This window comes from Halomicrobium katesii DSM 19301, from assembly GCF_000379085.1.
GTDB classification, from domain to species: Archaea; Halobacteriota; Halobacteria; order Halobacteriales; family Haloarculaceae; genus Halomicrobium; species Halomicrobium katesii.
The window spans coordinates 197,452-216,206 of record NZ_KB905378.1 but is presented as its reverse complement, the minus strand read 5'-3'; the positions used below and the strand labels follow the sequence as shown (position 1 = coordinate 216,206).

Here is an 18,755-nt window from a genome sequence, read left to right as displayed (position 1 = left end):
CGATCGGTGGTTCTGGGCGGCGTCGTGGCGGTTCTGTGCGACGCCGCATCGCTCTCACTGCGACACTGTTTTAATGTTCTACGCTGACGTGACAGCCAGTACAATGTCAGATGCGCTCGTCGTCGTCGAAGACATCGATCGTGATCGCCAACTGCTCGATCGCGCGCGTTCGTTCGCCGCCGGCTCGGACAGCGACCTCGTCGTCCTCTCGCTCGTGACGACCGACGAGTACGAGGAAGTCGCCGAGACGCTCGACGCCATCGGGCAGGTCGAACACACCACCTACGACGAGGGCACGATCCTCGACGGGCTCGCGAGCGACGTTTCGGACCTCGCTGCGGACGTTCTGGGCGAGAACATCTCCTACGACGTTCGCGTCGAGGTCGCCGACGAGAACCAGGCAGACCGGATCATCACGCTCGCAGACGATGCGGACTGCGATCACATCTTCCTGCCGGGGCAGCGTCGCTCGCCGACCGGCAAGGCCGTCTTCGGTGACCGAACGCAGCGGGTCATCCTCGACTTCGGGGGCTACGTCACCGTCGCGATGGACTAACGCTGCCGATCGTCCCTGCTCCCCGAGAGCCCCGAGAGGTTCGCGGCCGCCGTCCGGACCCGGGGCCGGCGGACTCACCGGAGCCCGCGGTGGTTCCGAGATGAACACGTACATTGCCGGAGCCGTTCTACTGCACTGGTAATGGGGACTTCAGACGAACACGACGACGAACAGCTCCGAGAGGAGCTGCGCGTCTTCGGACTCTCCGATACGGAAATCGATACGTATCTCGCGTTGCTCGCATGTGGGGAGGCCTCGACGAGTACGGTCTCCGAGACGACGGACGTGACCCAGCGAGCGGTGTACAACATCGCCGAGCGACTCGAAGGCAGGGGGCTCGTGCGGGTCAACGACCACGCCTCTCCGACGACGATTCGGGCGCTTCCGCCCGCAGAGGCGATCGAGAACCTCTCGGACCGCCTCGACTCGATCAGGCCGTCGCTCGAAGCGCGCTTCAACGAGACGACGCCGGAGACCCCGGAGATACAGATGATCAAGTCCCGCGAGACGGCGCTCAAACGCATCGAGAGCGCGATCTCGGCGGCGAGACAGGAGCTGCTGTTGGCGGTTCCGGAACACGTCTTCCCGGAGATCGAATCGGAGCTGCGCACCGCCGTCGACAGCGACGTGGTCGTCTTCCTCCTCATCGGCGGGATGGACGAGGTCGACGGCGACGGCAGCGAGTTCGCCGGGATCGCAGACGTGGTCCGGTACTGGGAGGAGAGCCTCCCGCTGGTCTACACGGTCGACGACGCGTCGGCGATGATCGGCGACTCCACGATCGTCTCGGGCACACACACGGACGACGTCGCCGTGACGGTCTCGGAACCCCAGCTGTCCGGCTCGATTCTCGGGATGTACTTCAGCGCCTACTGGCCCGCCGCGACGGAGCTGTACGTCACCGATCCGGACCCGCTGCCCAGGAGCTACGACTGGTTCCGGCAGGCGACGCTGCACGCGACCGTACACGAGCAGGCCGGCGTCGATCTCCACGCCGAGGTCGAGACGGAGTCTGGGACGACGGTGTCCGGGCCGGTCACGGAGATCAGGCAGGCGTTCATCGAACCGACGACCAACGACTTCACGCTCGAAAACAGCTTCTTCATCGACACCGGCGACGGGATCGTCAGCGTCGGCGGCAAGGGGTCGTTCATCGAAGACTACCAGTCGCGCTCCGTCAGGCTCCGCCGGCTGGACGCCGCCGAGTAGGTCCGGACCGACTGTGGGTTATTTGATCGTCGGCCCCGACGTGTGTGGTGGCGGTGCTCCGGGGATGAGCCACACGATCGAACTCAGCGACGAACTCAGAGCGCGAATCGAGGCTCATATTGCAGGCTCCGACTCGACTTTCGTCTCCGCCGATTTTCAGTGGAACGAGCGAAATATAAGTTCCCACTCCTAATCTTGGTTGATGAGTAGACAGGATGCGGCCGAGACCGAGCCGGCGTCGGTCGGTGCCGAAACGTACGTCTCCGCGTCCCGACGAATCGACGTGTCCCCGCTCGCTGCCGCCGGTGCCGTCCCCGACCGGCGGCGATTCTGCTGGCTCCATCCCGAGGAGCCGGACCTGCTCGCCGTCGGCGCGACAGCCGCCGTGACCGTCGACAGCCCCGATCGATTCGAGACCGCAGACGACCGCCTGACGGAGCTTTTCGGAGCCGTCGACGGACCGGACGCCCCCGAGATCGCCGCCCCTCGCGCGGTCGGTGGGTTCGCCTTCTTCGACGGCAACACCGTGCCCGCCGACACACAGAGCCACTGGCGCGACTTCGACGACGGTACGTTCGTCCTGCCGCGGGCACAGATCGTCGCCGGAGACGACGCCACCTGGCTGACGGTCACGCTTCCGGAAGAGGAACGCTCCGAACTGTCGAGCGAGCTCGACGCGTGGGCCGATCGACTGTCCGACGCTGGCACCCACGACGGTACCGAGCCCGAGGCGACGGCGTTCCACTGGTCGCTGTCCCGCGAGGAGTGGGAACGGACCGTCGACGACGTGATCGGCCGCATCGAGAGCGACGGACTCGACAAGGTCGTCCTCGCACAGGAGCTCACGGTCGACCTCGACGCTCCCGTTCCGGTCGCCCCGGTGCTCTCGCGCCTGCGCGAGACGTACCCGAACTGTACGACGTTCTGTTTCTCCCCGACGCCGGGACGGACGTTCTTCGGTGCGACCCCCGAGACGCTGGTCGCGCTGGCTGACGGCCGGGTCCAGACGGAGGCGCTGGCGGGGACGACCGACCGGGGCGAGACCGCCGCCGAGGACACCGATCTGGCCGACGCGATGCTGGGCGACGAGAAGTACCAGGTCGAGAACCGCATCGTCGCCGACACGATCGCCGACGCGTTACGCCCGGTCGCCGACGACGTGACCGTCGCCGAACCGTCGATCAAGCGCATCACGAATCTCCAGCACCTCCACCGCCCGATCACGGCCACGGTCCCGAGCGAGACGAGCGTGCTCTCGCTGGCCGAGCGTCTCCACCCGACGCCGGCAGTCGGCGGGTCGCCCCGACGCGCGGCCAGCGACGTGATCCGCGACGTCGAGCCGTTCGACCGGGGCTGGTACGCCTCGCCGGTCGGCTGGGTCGACGGCGACGGCGACGGCACCTTCGTCGTCGGGATCCGTGCGGGGCTGACGTGGGACGAACGGCTCGCGCTGTACGGCGGCGCGGGCATCGTCACCGGCAGCGACCCGGCGACGGAGTACGGCGAGGTACGGTCGCGGTTCGAGCCGATTCTGGACGCGCTCGAAGTCGAGTTGCCGTAGGCTGGCCCTCTGCGTGTCCGGCCGTCAGTCGCGAATCGACACGAGACCTCGGAGTGTGATCGCCAGCCCGGCGAGCGCGCCGAGGACGCCGAAGCCGGGGCCGTCGCTCGCTGTCGGCGTCGTCTCTGTGACCGTGTCGGCCGTCGGTGACGCCGTGTCGGACGCGGCGGTCTCTGTCGCCCGTGCTGTTCCGGTCGTCGAACCACACTCCGTCGCGCACTCGACGACCTGCCCGGTCGTTTCCGCGTGAGCGTGCCCGTTGATGCGGATCACCGCGGTAAACGTCGTCCCCGGCGACATGTCGCTCAGGTTCGCCGTGACGGTGAACGCGCCGTTCTCGTCGACGGTCGCGGTCGGCCGCGCCATGAACGGATCGCTGGCGTTCGCCGACCGGATCCTGACCGTCACTTCCGCGCCCGCTTCCAGTGACGTCGTGCCGTGGAGCTGTTGGTTCGGTCCGGATTCGACGGTCAGAGTTTCCTCGTGGGTGAACGACGCGGTCGGTGTCTCGGCGGTGTCTGTCTGTGCGGCGACGCCGCCGGTCAGTGCCGCGCTGACGAGGACGGCGACGAGGACGGGTGTTGGTGGGCGATAGCGTGACATCGTTGTCTCTTATTCCAAAACTAACTGCAGCTATGGCGGTGATAAAAATTGTCGTTCGATTGCTACGCCCGTGCTGGCGTCGTCTATCTGTCTCGGCCTCGACGCCGACTGGCGGGGCGGTCGTCTATAGTAGCCGTTGAACGTCGATGCCCACCCGATCGCACGACAGCAGTGCGATCGGTGTGTAAACCGTTTCAATTGTTACTATCGTCGCGAAGGCGCAACCCGACCCCGAGCACCGCGAGCAGGGCGAGGACACCGCCGCCGACGATACTCGCGTTTTTCACGTTGTCCTGTGGCTCGGCGGGTGCCCCTTCGTCGCTGCTCGTCTCGTCGCGCTCCGACGCGTCGCCGTCTTGCCTGTCGGCCGTGACGGCGACCGTCCCGATGCTCTCGGGGTCGTCGATCTCGGTGCCGTCGTCGACAGCCAGGGCATAGCTGGCGGGATCGAGTGCGTCGTCCGAGAGGGTGCTCTCGCGGGTGACGGTCAGCCCGTCGTCTGCGGTCAGCGTCGGCGCGTCGCTGCCCGCCGCGGCGGTGTCGAACTGGACGGTCGCGGTGCCGTCGCCGTCGGTGTCGCGCACCGTGGCGACGACCTCCCAGGTCGGTTCGCCGTCGGTACCCTCGGTCGAGAGCGAGAGCGTCGCGGTGTCTGCGTCACCGAACTGGACGTCGAACGCGGCCGTCTCGCCGTTTCGAACCGACACGTGGGTCTCGGCGAGCCGGACTCCGTCGCCGCTCACGCCGGCCGACGACGCCGACTCGTCGCTCGCGGCCCGGCTCTGTTCCGAGCAGGCGTCGCCACAGCTCTCGATGTGGACCGACCGGTTGGCGATGCGCTCGCCGTCGGCGTAGAGGATCGCGACGGCGTCGCTGTCGGGTTCGATGGCGGCCAGGTCGAACTGCACGGCGAAGCTGCCGTCCTCCTGGACGGTCGCCCAGTCCTTTCGGAGGAACGGCTGGTCGCTCTCTTCGGACCGGAGCGCGACGGAGACCTCCGTTCCGGCCGGTCGATCGAGCTGGCCGGTGACCTGCTGTGCGTATCCGGCCGACAGCGTCAGATTGTCGCCCTCGTAGTCGAAGGGGGCGGTCGTACCGTCCGTTGCGGTCGCGGTTTCGGCGGCCGCCGCGACCGGCGTCGCCGCGATCGCACTTCCCACGAGGAGGGCTGCGAGGAGGGCTGTGAGGCGTCTCATCCTCTCACCTCCCGTTCGGGCTGCTTTGCTGGCGGGACTGTCGTTTCTGGGCGGCATCGTTCGTACATGCCGGTGACGGCTACCCCCGGCACACAAGTATCCCCGCCGAATGCTTCGACGAGATTTTACGCCATCTGCGGGCGATTTCGAGAGCTCGCCGTCTATAGTAACGATTGAAATAATTTACACACCAATCGCACTATTATCGTGCGATCGAGTGTGCATTAACTTTCAATGGCTACTATAGCGTCGACGCCGTTCGAACGGTCCAGTAGCGTTTTACTCCGGTGGGTCGACGTGCCGGGTGATGGGCAGACGACCGCGGTCCGTACTGGCGGGGGTCGGTATCGGTGTGCTCGCCGTGACGGCGCTGATCGCCGTCCTCGCCGTGACTGCGCCGACCGTCGAGACGGCCACAGCGGGCACGGGATCGACGACGCCGGTCGTCTCGGGCGAGGACCTCGACGCGATCCACGACTCCGGGATCACCGGGGACGGCGTTCGCGTCGGCGTCGTCGACGTCACCGGGTTCGATCCGGGCCACGAGTCGATCGCGGATCGGGTCGTCGCCACTCGCTCGTTCGGCCGCGACCAGTCGGTCCGCAACGCCGGTCGCCACGACCACGGGACTGCGGCGGCGTCGCTGGTCGCCCGCGTGGCACCGGACGCGGAGCTGGCGCTCGCGACGTTCGACACTCCGCGAGGGTATCACCGCGCCGTCCGGTGGCTGCTCGACCGGGACGCGGACGTGATCGTCGCACCGGTCTCGTTCTACGGGACGCCCGGCGACGGCTCCGCACGGGTCGCACGGGTCGCCGAACGCGCTCGGGCCGAGAACGCGACGTTCGTCGCGCCGACCGGCAATCTCGCGCGTGGCCACTGGGACGGCGAGTACGGCGACCCCAGCGACGGGAAGCTCCGCTTCAGCGGCGGTACCCGCAACTACCTGCGAAGCGACGGAGCCACGGAGCTGACGCTGTGGCTCTCGTGGGACCGGGCTCACGCCGAGGAGACGTACCGGGCGTCGCTGTACTGGACCGACGGGAACCGGACGCAGCTGATCGCCCGCTCTCGGCCCTACGACCGTGACGGCGTCCCCAACCAGCGCCTCTCCGTCCGGCTCGAAGGCGGCGACTACTTCGTCGTCGTCCGCGGACCGTCCGACGCGACCGGTGCACACCTCGAACTCGTCTCGCCGACCCATCGGTTCCAGTACGACGAGCCCGCGGGGAGCATCACGGCACCGGCGACCGCCGACGACGTGCTCGCGGTCGGCGCGTACGACCTGCGTCGGGACCGACCCGAGCCGTTCTCCTCTCGGGGTCCCACCGCGGACGGTCGGACCGGCGTCGACGTGGTCGCGCCCGACCGCCTGCGGGCTGCACAGCGGCCCGACGGCTTCGTCGGCTCTTCTGCCGGCGCTCCGTACGTCGGCGGACTGGCTGCCCTGCTTCTCGACGTGGACCCGGACCGATCGCCGACAGCCGTCGAACGCTCCCTCGAACGACACGCACGCGACGCGGGTCGTGACGGCGTCGACACTCGGACCGGCCACGGACTGGTCCGCCCGGCCCCGACGGTGCGGGCCGTGGCCAACGACACCGGGTGACGCCGGTGGTCCGCGCGTTCAATCTCGTTTTAACCTTCGCGTACTGCTTAGTAGGTCGCGTCTCTATCGTCGAGTACGACGGCCATGTCGGGACTCATCGACCGCATTCAGGACCGGGCGACGACGACCAGCCAGCGGGCTCGCGTCCTCGAAATGACCGAGGGCGACGCCGACGAGGTACTCGACGCGCTGGCGTCCGATACCGGGCGAGCGACGTTTCAGGCACTGTTCGAGGAACCCCGGACGCCCTCGGAGATCGCCGACCGAGTCGACACGTCGGTCCAGAACGTCCACTACCACCTCTCGAATCTCGAAGACGCAGAGCTGGTCGAACCGGTCGACACGATCTATTCGGAGAAGGGCAACGAGATGACGGTGTACGGCCCGGCCAGCGACCCGCTGGTGTTCGTCGGTGACGACGCCCGAACGCCGGCAGTCAGGCAGTCGGTGGCCGACGTGGTCGGCGGGATCGGGGTGCTCGCCGCGGCGTCGCTGTTCGTCCAGTGGGGTGCCGAGCGACTGATGCGACGGAGCGTCCGCCCCCCGAGTGCCGTCGGGCCCGCGAGCCCGGACACGACCGTCGCACCGCCGGACGGTTCGATCGCCTGGGTCGTCTTCGAGGTCGTCGAACCCGGCGTCCTCTTTTTCTTCGGGGCGCTGCTCGTCGCGACGGTCGCGCTCCTGGCCGTTCGCCGCTCACCGGCCGACTGATACGGATTATTGTAGCGATTTACCGGTGATCGTCGCCACGGAGTAGACGATCACCGGTAAGCAACTACAATAAACCGTATGAGACGGAAGTCACTCTCCACGCCCGCCTCTGGCGACTCCGAGCAGGAGTGCGATCCCGACGATTCCCAGCAGTCCCCCGACGGTGAGCGCGCCGATCCCGCCCAGATCGACGCCGCGATCGGTCGCGGGCGTCGTCTCGTTCAGCGGCGGCGTCGACGTGGTCGCCTCGGGTGGCTCTGGCGCGTCTCTGGTCTCGCTCTGATCGAAGACGACCAGGGTTCCGATCGAGAGTTTCGTCCCGTTTCCGCTGGCACCGAGCAGCGTGAGGTCGTACTCCGTGGGGTCGAGCCCGTCCGACAGCGCCGTTTCGCTGTCCGTGGTCACTCGGTCGTCGTCGACCGGTGACAGCGTCGGCGCGTCGCGACCCGCACTGGCCGTGTCGAACGAGACGACCGCACGACCGTCACCGTCGCCGTCTGTCACCGTCGCGTTGAGCCGGTAGTTGGTCCGGTCGCTGCCGATCGACAGCCGCACGTGCTCGCGGTCGCCGACGGCGATCGGAATTTCGACCGTCCCGCCCTCTCGGACCTGCACGACGGGCCGTGGCAGAGCCGGTTCGTCGGTGGGAAACGCCGTCGCCGTGTCGCTGTGTCTCGGCGTGGCCGTACAGTCGCTCGTACAGGGGACGATCTGCCCGCTCTGCCTGCCGATCACCGTCGCGTTGTACACCACGGTCGCCTCGAACGCGGTGTCCGGGGGAAGATCGCTGAGGTCGCCGGTCGCCGTGAACGTACCGTCGTCGGCGACCGTCGCCTCCAGACGCTTGAGGAACGGGGCGGCGCTGGTCGTCGACTCGATCCGGACGGTCAGACGCGTTCCGGGTGGGAGCGTCGTCTCGCCGCTGAGCTGCTCGCCCGGAGCGGCTTCGACCGTCAGTTCCTCGCCCTCGGAGTCGATCGTCGCGGTCGGCGTCGTCTGTGCTCCGATCGCGGCACACGGGACGAGAAGGAGGAGCGCGACGATCGCGGCACACGGGACGAGAAGGAGGAGCGCGACGATCGCGGGGACCGTTTGCTGTCTCATGGGTCGTCGTGATCGTGCGTGTCCCTAAGCGATCCCGGTAGCTTAAACCTGATTTGAACCGCGCCCCTGTGGCCGAGTCACAACAGTTTATCTCCAGCCGACCCAGCGACCGGTATGGACGAGACGCTGCTGGGGGTCGACGTGGGCGGCACCTTCACGGACGTGGTTGTCGTCGCCGACGGACGGCTGACGACGGCGAAAGTACCCACGACGGCAGATCAGAGCGAGGGCGTACTCGACGGCGTCGAACGCGCCTGCGACCGGGCCGGCGTCGAGATGACCGCTGTCGACCGCTTTCGCCACGCCACGACCGTCGCGGTCAACGCCATGCTCGAACGGTCGGGAGCGACGACGGCACTGGTCACGACCGAGGGCTTCGCCGACGTGCTCGCGATCGGCCGACAGGACCGTCCCAGTCTCTACGATCTGGACGCGCGAGGACCGACGCCGCTCGTCCCCGCAGCGCGGCGCTACGAACTCGACGAACGTGCGACGACCGACGGCGTCGAGCGGCCGGTCGATCCCGACGAGGTGCGGGCGCTGGCCGCGGAGATCGACGCCGACGCGGTCGCGGTCGCCTTCCTCCACGCGTACGCTCACCCGGACAACGAGCGGCGTGTGGCGGCGATCCTCCGGTCCGAACTCGACGTGCCCGTCTCGGCCAGCCACGAGGTGCTGTCCGAGTTCCGCGAGTACGAACGCACGGCCACGACCGTCGCCGACGCCGTCCTCACGCCGGTCGTCGACGACTACCTCGATCGGCTCGCGGAGCGGGCGGCCGACCGCGGGCTCCCGGCACCACGGGTCATGCAGGCGAACGGCGGCATCGCCGATCCGGCCACGGTCCGCGAGCGAGCGGTGACGACCGTCATGTCCGGACCCGCTGCGGGCGTCGTCGGTGCCGCCGCCTTCGAGCCCGACGACGCCGACGGCGTGATCACGTTCGACATGGGCGGGACCTCAAGCGACGTGTCGCTGGTCCGGGACGGCTCGGTCGAGCGGACGACCGAGGCGGCCGTCGGCGGCCACCCGATCCGGATCCCGATGGTCGACGTCGAGACCGTCGGCGCGGGCGGGGGATCGATCGCCGGCGTCGACGCCGGGGGTGCGCTCTGCGTCGGCCCGGCGTCGGCCGGTGCCGCCCCCGGTCCGGCCTGTTACGGCCGGGGCGGGACCGAACCGACGGTGACCGACGCCGCGCTCGTGCTGGGGTATCTCGGCCCCGACACGACGCTCGGTGCCGACCTCGGTCTCGACGCCGACGCTGCCGTGGCCGCGCTGGACGATCTCGCGACGGCGGCGGACCTCGACGGCCCGGTCGACGCGGCGCGGGGGGTCTTCCGGGTCGCCAACGCGACGATGACGCGAGCGATCCGCGGCGTGACGACCGAGCGCGGACACGATCCTCGGCGGTTCGCGCTGGCCGCCTTCGGCGGGGCCGGGCCGATGCACGCCGCCCCGCTGGCCGATCGACTCGGCGTCGATCGGGTGGTGGTCCCGCGAGCCAGCGGCGTCCTCTCGGCGTTCGGGCTGCTGGCGGCGGCCGAGCACCACGACGCGGTCAGAACCCACCGGACGACGCTGGGCGACGCCACGCGGGCGACGATCGAGGACGTATACGAGGACCTCCGCGGCCGCGTCCGTGCGGACGTGAGCGACCCCGACGCGGCGACGTATCGCCGGCAGGCGGACCTCCGCTACGTCGGCCAGAGCCACGAGCTCACCGTCGACGTGAGCGAGCCGTTCCGTCCCGCCGACCTGCGAGAGCGGTTCCACGCGGCACACGAGCGCGCGCGGGACTACCGGCTCGACGACGAACCCGTCGAGCTGGTCAACTGCCGCGTCACGGCGACGATCGAGGGGACGGCTCCGGAGCGATCCTTCGAAGGGGACGGCGAGCCGCGGATCGGGACCCGCGAGGCGGTCTTCGGAGACGGGCGTCGTGAGACGCCGATCTACGACTGGCCGGCGCTGGTACCGGAACGGTCGATCGACGGCCCCGCGATCGTCGAGGGCGGCGAGAGCACCGTCGTCTGCCCGCCGAGGTGGACGCTCGTCGCCGACGACGAGGGGACGATCCGCCTGGAGGGATCGGCGTGACCGACGACGCCGTCGACGCGGTCGAACTGGAGATCCTCCGGAACCAACTGGAGAGCGTCGCAGAGGAGATGGGCGAGGTGCTGATCCGGGGTGCCTACTCGCCCAACATCACCGAGCGTCGGGACTGCTCGACCGCGCTGTTCGACGCCGACGGGCGGCTGGTCGCACAGGCCGAACACATCCCGGTCCACCTCGGGGCGATGCCCCGTGCCGTCGACGCGATCCGAGACCGGGAGCCACGACCCGGCGACGTGTTCGCGCTGAACGACCCCTTCGCCGGCGGCACCCACCTCCCGGACGTGACCTTCGTCTCGCCGATCGGGGCGGGAGCTGGTGGTCGGTCCCGGTCCGGCGACCGACCCACCGGAGACGACGAGATCGTGGCGTACGCCGTCTCGCGGGCACATCACGCCGACGTGGGCGGGATGGCTCCCGGCAGCATGCCCGCCGGGGCACGCGAGATCCAGCAGGAGGGGCTGCGCGTGCCGCCGGTCCGGATCGTCGCCGACGGGACGGTGGTCGACGACGTGTTGGAGCTGGTGCTGGCGAACGTCCGTAACCCGGCCCAGCGCCGGGCCGACGTGCAGGCCCAACTGGCCGCCAACGAGCGCGGTGCCCGCCGGATCGGAGAGCTGCTCGACGACCACGGCGAGAGGCTGCTCGCGGCCTTCGACGCCGTCGTCGACTACTCGCGAGCGCGGATGAAGCGAGAGCTGTCGGCCCTCGAACCGGGCACCTACGAGGCCGCCGGGACGATCGAGGGCGACGGCGTGACCGACACGGCGGTACCGATCGAGGCGACCGTGACCGTCGCGGACGGCGCGGTGACGGTCGACTTCGAGGGGACCGCCCCGCAGGTCGCGGGCAACGTGAACGCGCCGCTCGCCGTCGCCGAGAGCGCCGTCTACTACGTCATACGATGTATTACAGATCCGGAGATCCCACCGAACCAGGGCTGTTACGATCCCGTCACGGTCGAGGCTCCCGAGGGATCGCTGCTGAATCCGACGCCGCCCGCAGCGGTCGTCGGCGGCAACGTCGAGACGAGTCAGCGGGTGACCGAGGTCGTCTTCGACGCGCTCGCGGCGGCCGCACCCGACCGCGTCCCGGCCGAGAGCCAGGGGACGATGAACAATCTCGTCGTCGGGGGACCGGACTTCACCTACTACGAGACCATCGGCGGCGGCGCGGGCGCGACGCCGAACCGGGACGGTGCCTCCGGCGTCCAGGTGGGGATGACGAACACGCGAAACACGCCGGTCGAGGCGCTGGAGGCGGCGTACCCGCTGCGGGTCGCCGAGTACTCGCTGCGCTCCGACACGGGAGGCTCCGGCCGCCATCGCGGCGGTGACGGACTCGTCCGCGAGCTCGTCGTCGAGACCGACGCCACCGTCTCGCTCCTGACCGATCGCCGCCAGACGCCGCCAGCGGGACGAGCCGGCGGCACAGACGGGACCGTCGGCGAGAACTTCGTCGACGGCGAGGCCGTGGCCTCGAAGCTCACCCGCGCGGTCGAGGCCGGCACCACTGTCAGAGTCGAGACGCCGGGCGGTGGCGGCTACGGCGATCCCGACGGCGCGTGATCGCCGCGGACCGCCTTCGACCGACGCGCTCCGGCTATCCATCGGCGCTTTGATACTGTAATTTTACGTGTGCGTGTCTCGAACGTGCCGTCGATGACTATCGACCGCATCGGACCGGCGCTCGTCGTCGTGTTGGGGGTCCTCGCGATCTCCGCCGCCGCGGCGGGGCTCGACAGCCCAGAGACCGCCACGGCGGTCGGGACTGGCGAGAGTGAGGGCGCGGGAGCGGGTTCGTCGGACGGTACCGGCTACACCGCCGAGCCGATGGCCGATACGGCCGCCCCGAACGCCTCGTCTCCGTTCGGCAACTGGGTCGGCCCCGCGTTGCAACTCCTGCTCGTCGGTGGCACCGCCGCGTACCTGGCGTGGGTCGGGTATCGACTGTGGCGAGAGGGTGCCAGCGCGGTGCCCGAACTGCTCAAACACGCCGTCACCACCGTCGTCCCCGCCGGTGTCGCCTGGTTCGTGCTGTTTGGCTCCCAGCTGTTCACGCTCTCCTGGGGCGAGCCCGACACCGAGCGCTCGACCTCGGGATCGCCAGAGCACCTCGAAGGTGGCGGCTCCGCCAGCGCCGTCGCCACAGACGCGGTGTCCGACGCGCTCCCGCTGGTCGCGCTCGTGATCGGCGCGGTCGTCCTCGTGGCCGGTCTCGTCGTGCTCGCGTCGCGGCTGACGCCAGACGGCGACGCGTCGACGGGAACTGTCGCCGACGCTCCCGGGTCGTCCCGCGAGCCGGACACCGTGGCGGACTTACGCGCGAGCGGCCGGTTCGAAGACGCCGACGCCGAGGCGACCAACGCGGTCTATCGGGCCTGGCGGGAGCTTGCGAGCGAGGTCGAGGACGCCGACCGCCGGACCCAGACGCCCGCGGAGATCGCCGCTCGTGCGCGGGCGGCGGGCTTCGACCGAGACGCCGTGGCGACGCTGACCGACCGCTTCCGCGAGGTCCGGTACGGCCAGCGCCCGCCGACCAGCGAGCGCGAGACGAGCGCGCGGTCCGCGCTGGATCGGCTGCGCTCGGAGGGCGACCGATGAACCGCCGCAGGCTCCTGTTGGCAGGTGCGGCGGGTGCCGCCGTCGTCGGCCTCGTGCTCGCGTTCGCTCCCGACGCCGTCGCCGTCGTTTCGCTGCCGCCGTTGCTCCCGACGGTGCTCGCTGGCCTCGCGGTCCTCGCGGGCCTGTACCGCGCCTCCCAGTGGTTCGGGCGGGACCCAGATGCCGGCTCGCTCCCCGAGCCGGAGCGTGGCCGGCCGGCCGCCGTGCCGGGCGACGAGTTCGACGCCGTGCTCTCGCAGGCCCCCTCGTTCGGCGTCTCCGGTGGAGACCAGCGGGCGCTCGCGGTCCGGAGCGACCTCGAAGACGCGGCGCTGTCGGTGCTGACACAGTACCGTGGGCTCTCCGAGACGGAAGCGCGCCGCCGCCTCGAAGCGGGCACCTGGACCGACGACGAGCTGGCCGCGGAGTTCTTCGCGTCCGCCAGCGGTGCCGGTTCGTCGCTGCGCGAGTCCGTCACCGGCACGTTCTGGGGGTCGGGGCCGTTCCCGCGACGCGCCGGTCGCGTGGCCGCGGAGCTCGACCGCATCGTCGAGGACGGTGGTGAGGCCTGATGTCGTTCAGCTCGATTCCGGCGGCGGCCACGCGCTCTGCCGACGTGACCGACGAAGCGGCCGAGTTCGAGATCGAGCCGGGCACGGTCGTCGACCGCCGGACGAGGCGGTGGTACGCCGTCACCGTCTTCGCGCTCCTGGCGCTCGGAGCGGGGGTCCTGACCCGCGAGTCAGGCCTCCTGCTGACCAGTGCCTTCGGGATCGCCTTCGCGGGCTACGGGCAGGTCACCTCGCCGCCGCCGGTCGAGGTGAGCGTCGAGCGCTCGATCAGCGACGACGCTCCCGACACCGACGACACCGTCGCGGTGACCGTGGCGGTGCGCAACGAGAGCGACCGGACGATGCCGGACCTGCGGCTCGTCGACGGCGTCCCGCCGAAGATGACCGTCGCCGAGGGGTCGCCCTGCCTGGCGACCGCGCTCCGACCGGGCGAGGAGACGACGTTCGCCTACTCGCTGCGGGCTCGGCGGGGTCGCCACGAGTTCGAGCCGACGACGATCCTCACTCGGGACGCGTCCGGAGCCACGGAGCGACGCGGCACGGTCGACGCGCCAGACACCGTCGACTGCGAGGCGTCGCTGCCGAGCCAGAGCGTCGCCTTTCCGCTGCGGTCACAGACCACCCGTCACACGGGACGGTTCCCGGCAGACACCGGCGGGCCCGGCGTGGAGTTCTACGCGACCCGCGAGTACCGGCCGGGCGACCCGCTGAACCGGGTCGACTGGAACCGCACCGCCCGAACCGGTGACCTCACCACCGTCCAGTACCGGGTCGAACGCAGCGTCTCGGTCGTGCTGGTGGTCGACGCCCGACAGCCAGCGTACGCCGCCCCAGCGCCACAGGCCCGGACGGCGCTCGACGCGGCCGTCGACGCGGCGGGTCACGCCTACGTCTCGCTGACCGACGCGGGCCACGACGTGGGGCTGACAGCGCTGTCGCCGACGGAGTGTTGGCTCTCGCCGGGCAACGGGGACGAACACCGCGTTCGAGCACGCGAGTTCCTCTCGACGGAGCCGGCGCTCTCTCCGTCCGGGCCCGGCGCGGAGACCAACCTCTACGCCGCGGTCCAGCGGATCAGGCGTCGCGCGCCGACGGACGCCCAGATCGTCGTGTTCTCGCCGCTGACCGACGATCGCGTGGCCGGCTCTGCGATCCGACTCGACGCCAACGGCCACCGGACGACGGTGATCTCGCCGGACCCGACGGCCGACGACTCCGTCGGTCACCGACTGGCCGGAGTCAGGCGGTCGCTGCGCATCGCCGACCTCCGGCAGCGCGACATCCCGGTCGTCGACTGGGACGGGACGGAACCGTTCCCGCACGTGCTCGCCCGCTGGGACGGGGGGTCGCGATGAGCACGCGCACCACCGACGCCGACGCGGAGTCCATCGACGCGCGACCCGGTACGGCCTCGGTCGCGGTCGCGGTCGCCGCCGCGCTCGTGACCGTGCTGGTCAGCGCGACGACGCCCCTCGCCGGTGCCGTCGGGCTGTGCGGCCTCGTCGTCGTCCCGATCGGCGTGCGTCGGGGCTCGCGACTGCTCCACCGGATCGGCTCCGCGGGGCTGTTCGGGGCCGTCCTGCTGGCCGGCGTCGCGGGGCGTTCGGCCGTCCCGATGCTGGTCGCTGCGGGGGCGGCGGTCGTCGCGTGGGACGCGGGTGAGCACGGTATCGGCCTCGGTCGGCAACTCGGACACGCGGCGGTCTCGACGCGGGCCCAGCTCGCACACGTGGGTGTGACGGTCGCGGTCGCCTCCGTGGTCGCGGTCGTGGGCTACGTCGTCTACGACGCCGCGAGCACCGGACAGCCCACGACCGCGATCGCCCTGTTGCTCGGCGCGGCACTGCTGTTTACCTACGCGCTCGACCGGTGACGCTACTGGCGAGCCACGGTCGGGACGGGCACGTCGTCCAGCACGCTCTCGACGACGGCCGCCTCGGCGACGTTCTCGACGCGGGCCTCCGGCGTCAGCACGACTCGATGGGCCAGCACCGGCTGTGCGACGGCCTTCACGTCGTCGGGCGTCACGAACTCCCGACCGCGGATCAGCGCTCGGGCGCGGACCGCCTCGAAGAGTCGCTGGGTGCCACGGGGCGAGACGCCCACGTCCACGTGGCGATGCTCTCGCGTCGCCCGTGCGACGTTCGAGACGTAGCGCAACACGTCGTCCTCGACGGTGATCGACTCGGGCAGCGCTCGCAGTTCGTCGACCTCCTCGGGCGACAGCACCGTCTCGACGGAGGGGCTCTGCTCGACGCGGCCGGCCCGACGCTGGAGCAACTCGAACTCGCCGTCCCCGTCGGGATAGCCGATCGAGGTCTTCGCCAGGAAGCGATCGACCTGCGCCTCGGGCAGCTCGAAGGTGCCCTCCATCTCGACCGGGTTCTGGGTCGCGATGACGAAGAAGGGCCGTGGCAGCTCGTAGGTGTCGCCGTCGACGGTGACCTGCCCCTCCTCCATGGCCTCCAGCAGCGCCGACTGGGTCTTTGGCGGCGCGCGGTTGATCTCGTCGGCCAGGACGACGTTGGCGAAGACCGGCCCCTCGTTGAACTCGAAGCTCCGCTCGCGCTCGTCGAAGACATGGGTCCCGGTGATGTCTGCCGGCAGCAGGTCGGGCGTGAACTGGATCCGCGAGAAGGAGAGGCCAAGCGTCTGGGCCATCGTCTGTGCCGTCAGCGTCTTGCCGGTTCCGGGCACGTCCTCCAGCAGGACGTGACCGCGGCCGACGACCCCCAGCAGGACGGTCTCGAAGAACGCTCGCTCGCCGATCACCGCCGATTCGACCTCCTCAAGCACCCGTGAACACACGTCGCTGGCTTCTGGTACGTCCATGCCCTCCCCTGTCAGCCACACGCAATATCACTGTCGGAGGCATCGGGATGGCGCTGTCCAACGGTTGTCACTCCCGGCCCGAACCGAAACCGATAAAGAGCACATCGCGCTACGATGAAGTGAGCCGAGGTAGCCTAGCCCGGCCAAGGCGGTTGCTTCGAGAGCAACTGTCCGTTCAGGACACGAGAGTTCAAATCTCTCCCTCGGCGTTTCTCTGCGAACAGAGCTCTTCCAGCGAGCGCTGTGGGAGTCGTCGGCCTACGTCCAGCGATCCAGATATCCCTCGAACGCCCGCGCCGCCCGCTCGTAGGGCGCACTCGTCGTCAGATCCACGCCCAGTCGTTCGAACAGCGACACGGGGTCGTCTCGTCCCGTCGAGCGGAGGAACTCCCGGTAGGTCGCGGGATCGAGGCGTCCGTCTCGGAGCGACTCGCGGACGCGGAGCGCGCCGACGGCACCCAGAACGTACTGGTAGTGGTGGAAGGCGTCGCGGAACAGCGCCCCGGTGAGCCACTCGAACCGTGTCCGGTCACACGGTTCGAGCGCGGGGTCGAACCGCGCCAGCGTCTCGCGGTAGGCGTCGGCGATCCGGTCGGCGGTGAGGCGCTCCCCGCCGTCGACGGTCGCGGCGAGGCGACGCTTGAACGCCGCGTTCGCGGCCTGCTCGTACAGCAGCATTTCGAGTGACTGCAGCAGTCGCTCGCGGGCGTGGGCGGCCAGCGGCCCGTTCTGCTGGGCGAGGTGCTCGGTCAGCAACACCTCGTGGAGGACGCTCGGCACCTCCGAGATCGGGCACGGGCCGGTGGCGTACATCGCGGGCCCCTCACGGTGGTGCTCGACGTGGAGCGCGTGGCCGAGTTCGTGACAGAGGTGAAACGTCGCTCGCACGTCCCGCTGGAAGTTCAGGAGCACGAAGGCACCGTCTTCGGCCGAGGAGGGGCAGAACGCGGGGATGTCGCTGCGTTTGTCCGCACACTCGTACACGTCGACGCGCCGTTGCGCGAAGAACCGGCGGGCGCGCTCCTGGTACGCCTCGCCGAGGGGTGCGACGGTGTCGACGACGTGTCCGACGGCGGCCTCGTACTCGATCTCGGGTTCGGGGGCGTCGGCGACCGAGACCTGGGTGTCCCACGGTCGAACGGCGTCGATCCCCAGCCGTCGGGAACTGGAACTCGATACCGCCCTCCGGGTACGAGCGATTCGTCAACTGTCGCTCCCGGATCGAGTCGACGCCGACGGCGTCGGCGGACATGCTGGCGGCCGTGAGCTTCTCGTCGTAGGCCGTCGCCAGCGTCCCCTCGAACGTGGCGAGCGCATCCAGCGAGGACTCGTACACTCGCCGCCGATAGTCGCGGTCGGGAGCGGCGAGTTCGGTCGCGTACCGGCCCAGCGTGACGCTTCGCTCGTCGCCGTCGGGCGTCTCGACTGTCGGGGCGTCGAAGTCGTCGTTCTTGACGGCCCGGACGATCCGGTCGGCGCTGGAACACTGTTCGGCGAACTGCTCGACGACGGCCTCGACCGCCGGCGATCGACGGCGGGCGGCCCGCGCACGGAGCGACGCGAAGTAGCGCCGTCGCTCTCCGAGTGCCTCTTCGATCCGATCGAGCGTCTCGGCGTCTGTGCTGTGCAGCCGGTCGAGGTGCTCGCCGACGGCCGCCTCGACTCGCGTCGAGAGGCTGCGTGCGGTCCCGGCTCGATCGCTCGCCGCCGGGTTGTCCGTGATGCAGTCTCGGAGCGTCGCGTACAGTTCGAGTCGCTGGATGCGTTGGTACCAGTCGGCGACCGTGTCGACGAGCTCGCGCGCCGCGGCCGTCGATTCGATCGGGGCGGCGGGTGGATCGGCCGCGTCGAGGTCGGCCTGCAGCTCCGCTCGGTACCGATCCCATTCTGCGGGCGTCGCGAAGATCTGACCGGTCTCCCAGGTGTACTGTTCGTCTCTGTCTGCGTGGTCGGGTAGTGACATCGATGGCTGGTCGTGTATCGCGGTGTCGCTGTCGCCGTAGCCGGGGCTGGCGACGTATCGAGACGCTGACCGTGGCGGGCACGCCGGCCCGAGAAGAGCGTTACCGGGTCATCCTTCGACC

At 69.9% G+C, this 18,755-nt stretch carries 17 protein-coding genes and 1 tRNA gene; 13 read left to right on the top strand and 5 right to left on the bottom strand.

Annotation, left to right across the window (positions count from 1 at the left end; genetic code table 11):
- Positions 1–103: 103 nt before the first annotated feature.
- From HALKA_RS0101090 to HALKA_RS0101080, 3 genes are all read left to right on the top strand, one after another.
- A complete protein-coding gene (locus HALKA_RS0101090) occupies positions 104–556 on the top strand; it encodes a universal stress protein (RefSeq protein ID WP_018256257.1) in 453 nt (150 codons plus the stop codon).
- 141 nt (positions 557–697) lie between these two features.
- Entirely contained in the window at positions 698–1,765 is a 1,068-nt protein-coding gene (locus tag HALKA_RS0101085; RefSeq protein WP_018256256.1) for a TrmB family transcriptional regulator, read from the top strand.
- A 202-nt stretch (positions 1,766–1,967) separates the two neighbouring features.
- On the top strand, positions 1,968–3,326 hold the full coding sequence (locus HALKA_RS0101080; protein WP_018256255.1) for an isochorismate synthase: 1,359 nt from the start codon (positions 1,968–1,970) through the stop codon (positions 3,324–3,326).
- Positions 3,327–3,350: 24 nt separating this feature from the next.
- Here the strand turns inward: HALKA_RS0101080 and HALKA_RS0101075 are convergent, their stop codons facing one another.
- The gene (locus HALKA_RS0101075) at positions 3,351–3,929 is read right to left on the bottom strand and encodes a BGTF surface domain-containing protein (RefSeq protein ID WP_018256254.1); all 579 of its coding nucleotides are present in this window, start codon (positions 3,927–3,929) and stop codon (positions 3,351–3,353) included.
- Positions 3,930–4,123: 194 nt separating this feature from the next.
- The gene (locus HALKA_RS0101070) at positions 4,124–5,125 is read right to left on the bottom strand and encodes a BGTF surface domain-containing protein (RefSeq protein ID WP_155119344.1); all 1,002 of its coding nucleotides are present in this window, start codon (positions 5,123–5,125) and stop codon (positions 4,124–4,126) included.
- Positions 5,126–5,432: 307 nt separating this feature from the next.
- Here HALKA_RS0101070 and HALKA_RS0101065 point away from each other — a divergent pair, with 307 nt between their 5' ends.
- Both HALKA_RS0101065 and HALKA_RS0101060 read left to right on the top strand, forming a co-directional pair.
- Positions 5,433–6,734 (top strand): S8 family serine peptidase, encoded by a 1,302-nt coding sequence (locus tag HALKA_RS0101065; RefSeq protein WP_018256252.1) that lies wholly within the window; start codon positions 5,433–5,435, stop codon positions 6,732–6,734.
- Between the two features lie 84 nt (positions 6,735–6,818).
- On the top strand, positions 6,819–7,445 hold the full coding sequence (locus tag HALKA_RS0101060) for an ArsR/SmtB family transcription factor (protein ID WP_018256251.1): 627 nt from the start codon (positions 6,819–6,821) through the stop codon (positions 7,443–7,445).
- Positions 7,446–7,535: 90 nt separating this feature from the next.
- Here the strand turns inward: HALKA_RS0101060 and HALKA_RS19880 are convergent, their stop codons facing one another.
- Positions 7,536–8,549, bottom strand: a complete 1,014-nt coding sequence (locus tag HALKA_RS19880; RefSeq protein ID WP_018256250.1) for a BGTF surface domain-containing protein — start codon at positions 8,547–8,549, stop codon at positions 7,536–7,538.
- 114 nt (positions 8,550–8,663) lie between these two features.
- On the opposite strand from HALKA_RS19880, the gene HALKA_RS0101050 reads away from it, so the two are divergent.
- The 6 genes from HALKA_RS0101050 (at position 8,664) to HALKA_RS0101025 (ending at position 15,712) form a co-directional block, all read left to right on the top strand.
- Positions 8,664–10,649, top strand: coding sequence for a hydantoinase/oxoprolinase family protein (locus HALKA_RS0101050; protein ID WP_018256249.1), 1,986 nt, complete (start codon positions 8,664–8,666; stop codon positions 10,647–10,649).
- Positions 10,646–12,232, top strand: coding sequence for a hydantoinase B/oxoprolinase family protein (locus HALKA_RS0101045; protein WP_018256248.1), 1,587 nt, complete (start codon positions 10,646–10,648; stop codon positions 12,230–12,232). The genes HALKA_RS0101050 and HALKA_RS0101045 overlap by 4 nt, the downstream gene beginning before the upstream one ends.
- Before the next feature lie 93 nt (positions 12,233–12,325).
- Positions 12,326–13,267 carry a DUF4129 domain-containing protein gene (locus HALKA_RS0101040; RefSeq protein ID WP_018256247.1) on the top strand — a complete coding sequence of 314 codons (942 nt, stop codon included), beginning with the start codon at positions 12,326–12,328 and terminating at the stop codon, positions 13,265–13,267.
- Entirely contained in the window at positions 13,264–13,839 is a 576-nt protein-coding gene (locus HALKA_RS0101035; RefSeq protein WP_018256246.1) for a DUF7269 family protein, read from the top strand. The genes HALKA_RS0101040 and HALKA_RS0101035 overlap by 4 nt, the downstream gene beginning before the upstream one ends.
- Positions 13,839–15,194, top strand: a complete 1,356-nt coding sequence (locus HALKA_RS0101030; protein ID WP_018256245.1) for a DUF58 domain-containing protein — start codon at positions 13,839–13,841, stop codon at positions 15,192–15,194. The genes HALKA_RS0101035 and HALKA_RS0101030 overlap by 1 nt, the downstream gene beginning before the upstream one ends.
- Entirely contained in the window at positions 15,191–15,712 is a 522-nt protein-coding gene (locus tag HALKA_RS0101025) for a DUF7519 family protein (protein ID WP_018256244.1), read from the top strand. Before HALKA_RS0101030 ends, HALKA_RS0101025 begins: the two co-directional genes overlap by 4 nt.
- Positions 15,713–15,714: 2 nt before the next feature.
- Here HALKA_RS0101025 and HALKA_RS0101020 read toward each other — a convergent pair whose 3' ends face one another.
- A complete protein-coding gene (locus HALKA_RS0101020; protein WP_018256243.1) occupies positions 15,715–16,671 on the bottom strand; it encodes an AAA family ATPase in 957 nt (318 codons plus the stop codon).
- 123 nt (positions 16,672–16,794) lie between these two features.
- Between HALKA_RS0101020 and HALKA_RS0101015 the strand changes: the two genes are divergently transcribed.
- Positions 16,795–16,880 (top strand) — tRNA-Ser (locus HALKA_RS0101015).
- Positions 16,881–16,929: 49 nt separating this feature from the next.
- On the opposite strand, the gene HALKA_RS0101010 is transcribed toward HALKA_RS0101015, so the two are convergent.
- Positions 16,930–17,820: a M3 family metallopeptidase gene (locus HALKA_RS0101010; protein ID WP_245545412.1), complete on the bottom strand. Its 891-nt coding sequence runs from the start codon at positions 17,818–17,820 to the stop codon at positions 16,930–16,932.
- On the opposite strand from HALKA_RS0101010, the gene HALKA_RS21740 reads away from it, so the two are divergent.
- Positions 17,723–18,628, top strand: a complete 906-nt coding sequence (locus tag HALKA_RS21740; protein ID WP_245545304.1) for a hypothetical protein — start codon at positions 17,723–17,725, stop codon at positions 18,626–18,628. The genes HALKA_RS0101010 and HALKA_RS21740 overlap by 98 nt on opposite strands.
- Positions 18,629–18,755: the final 127 nt, after the last annotated feature.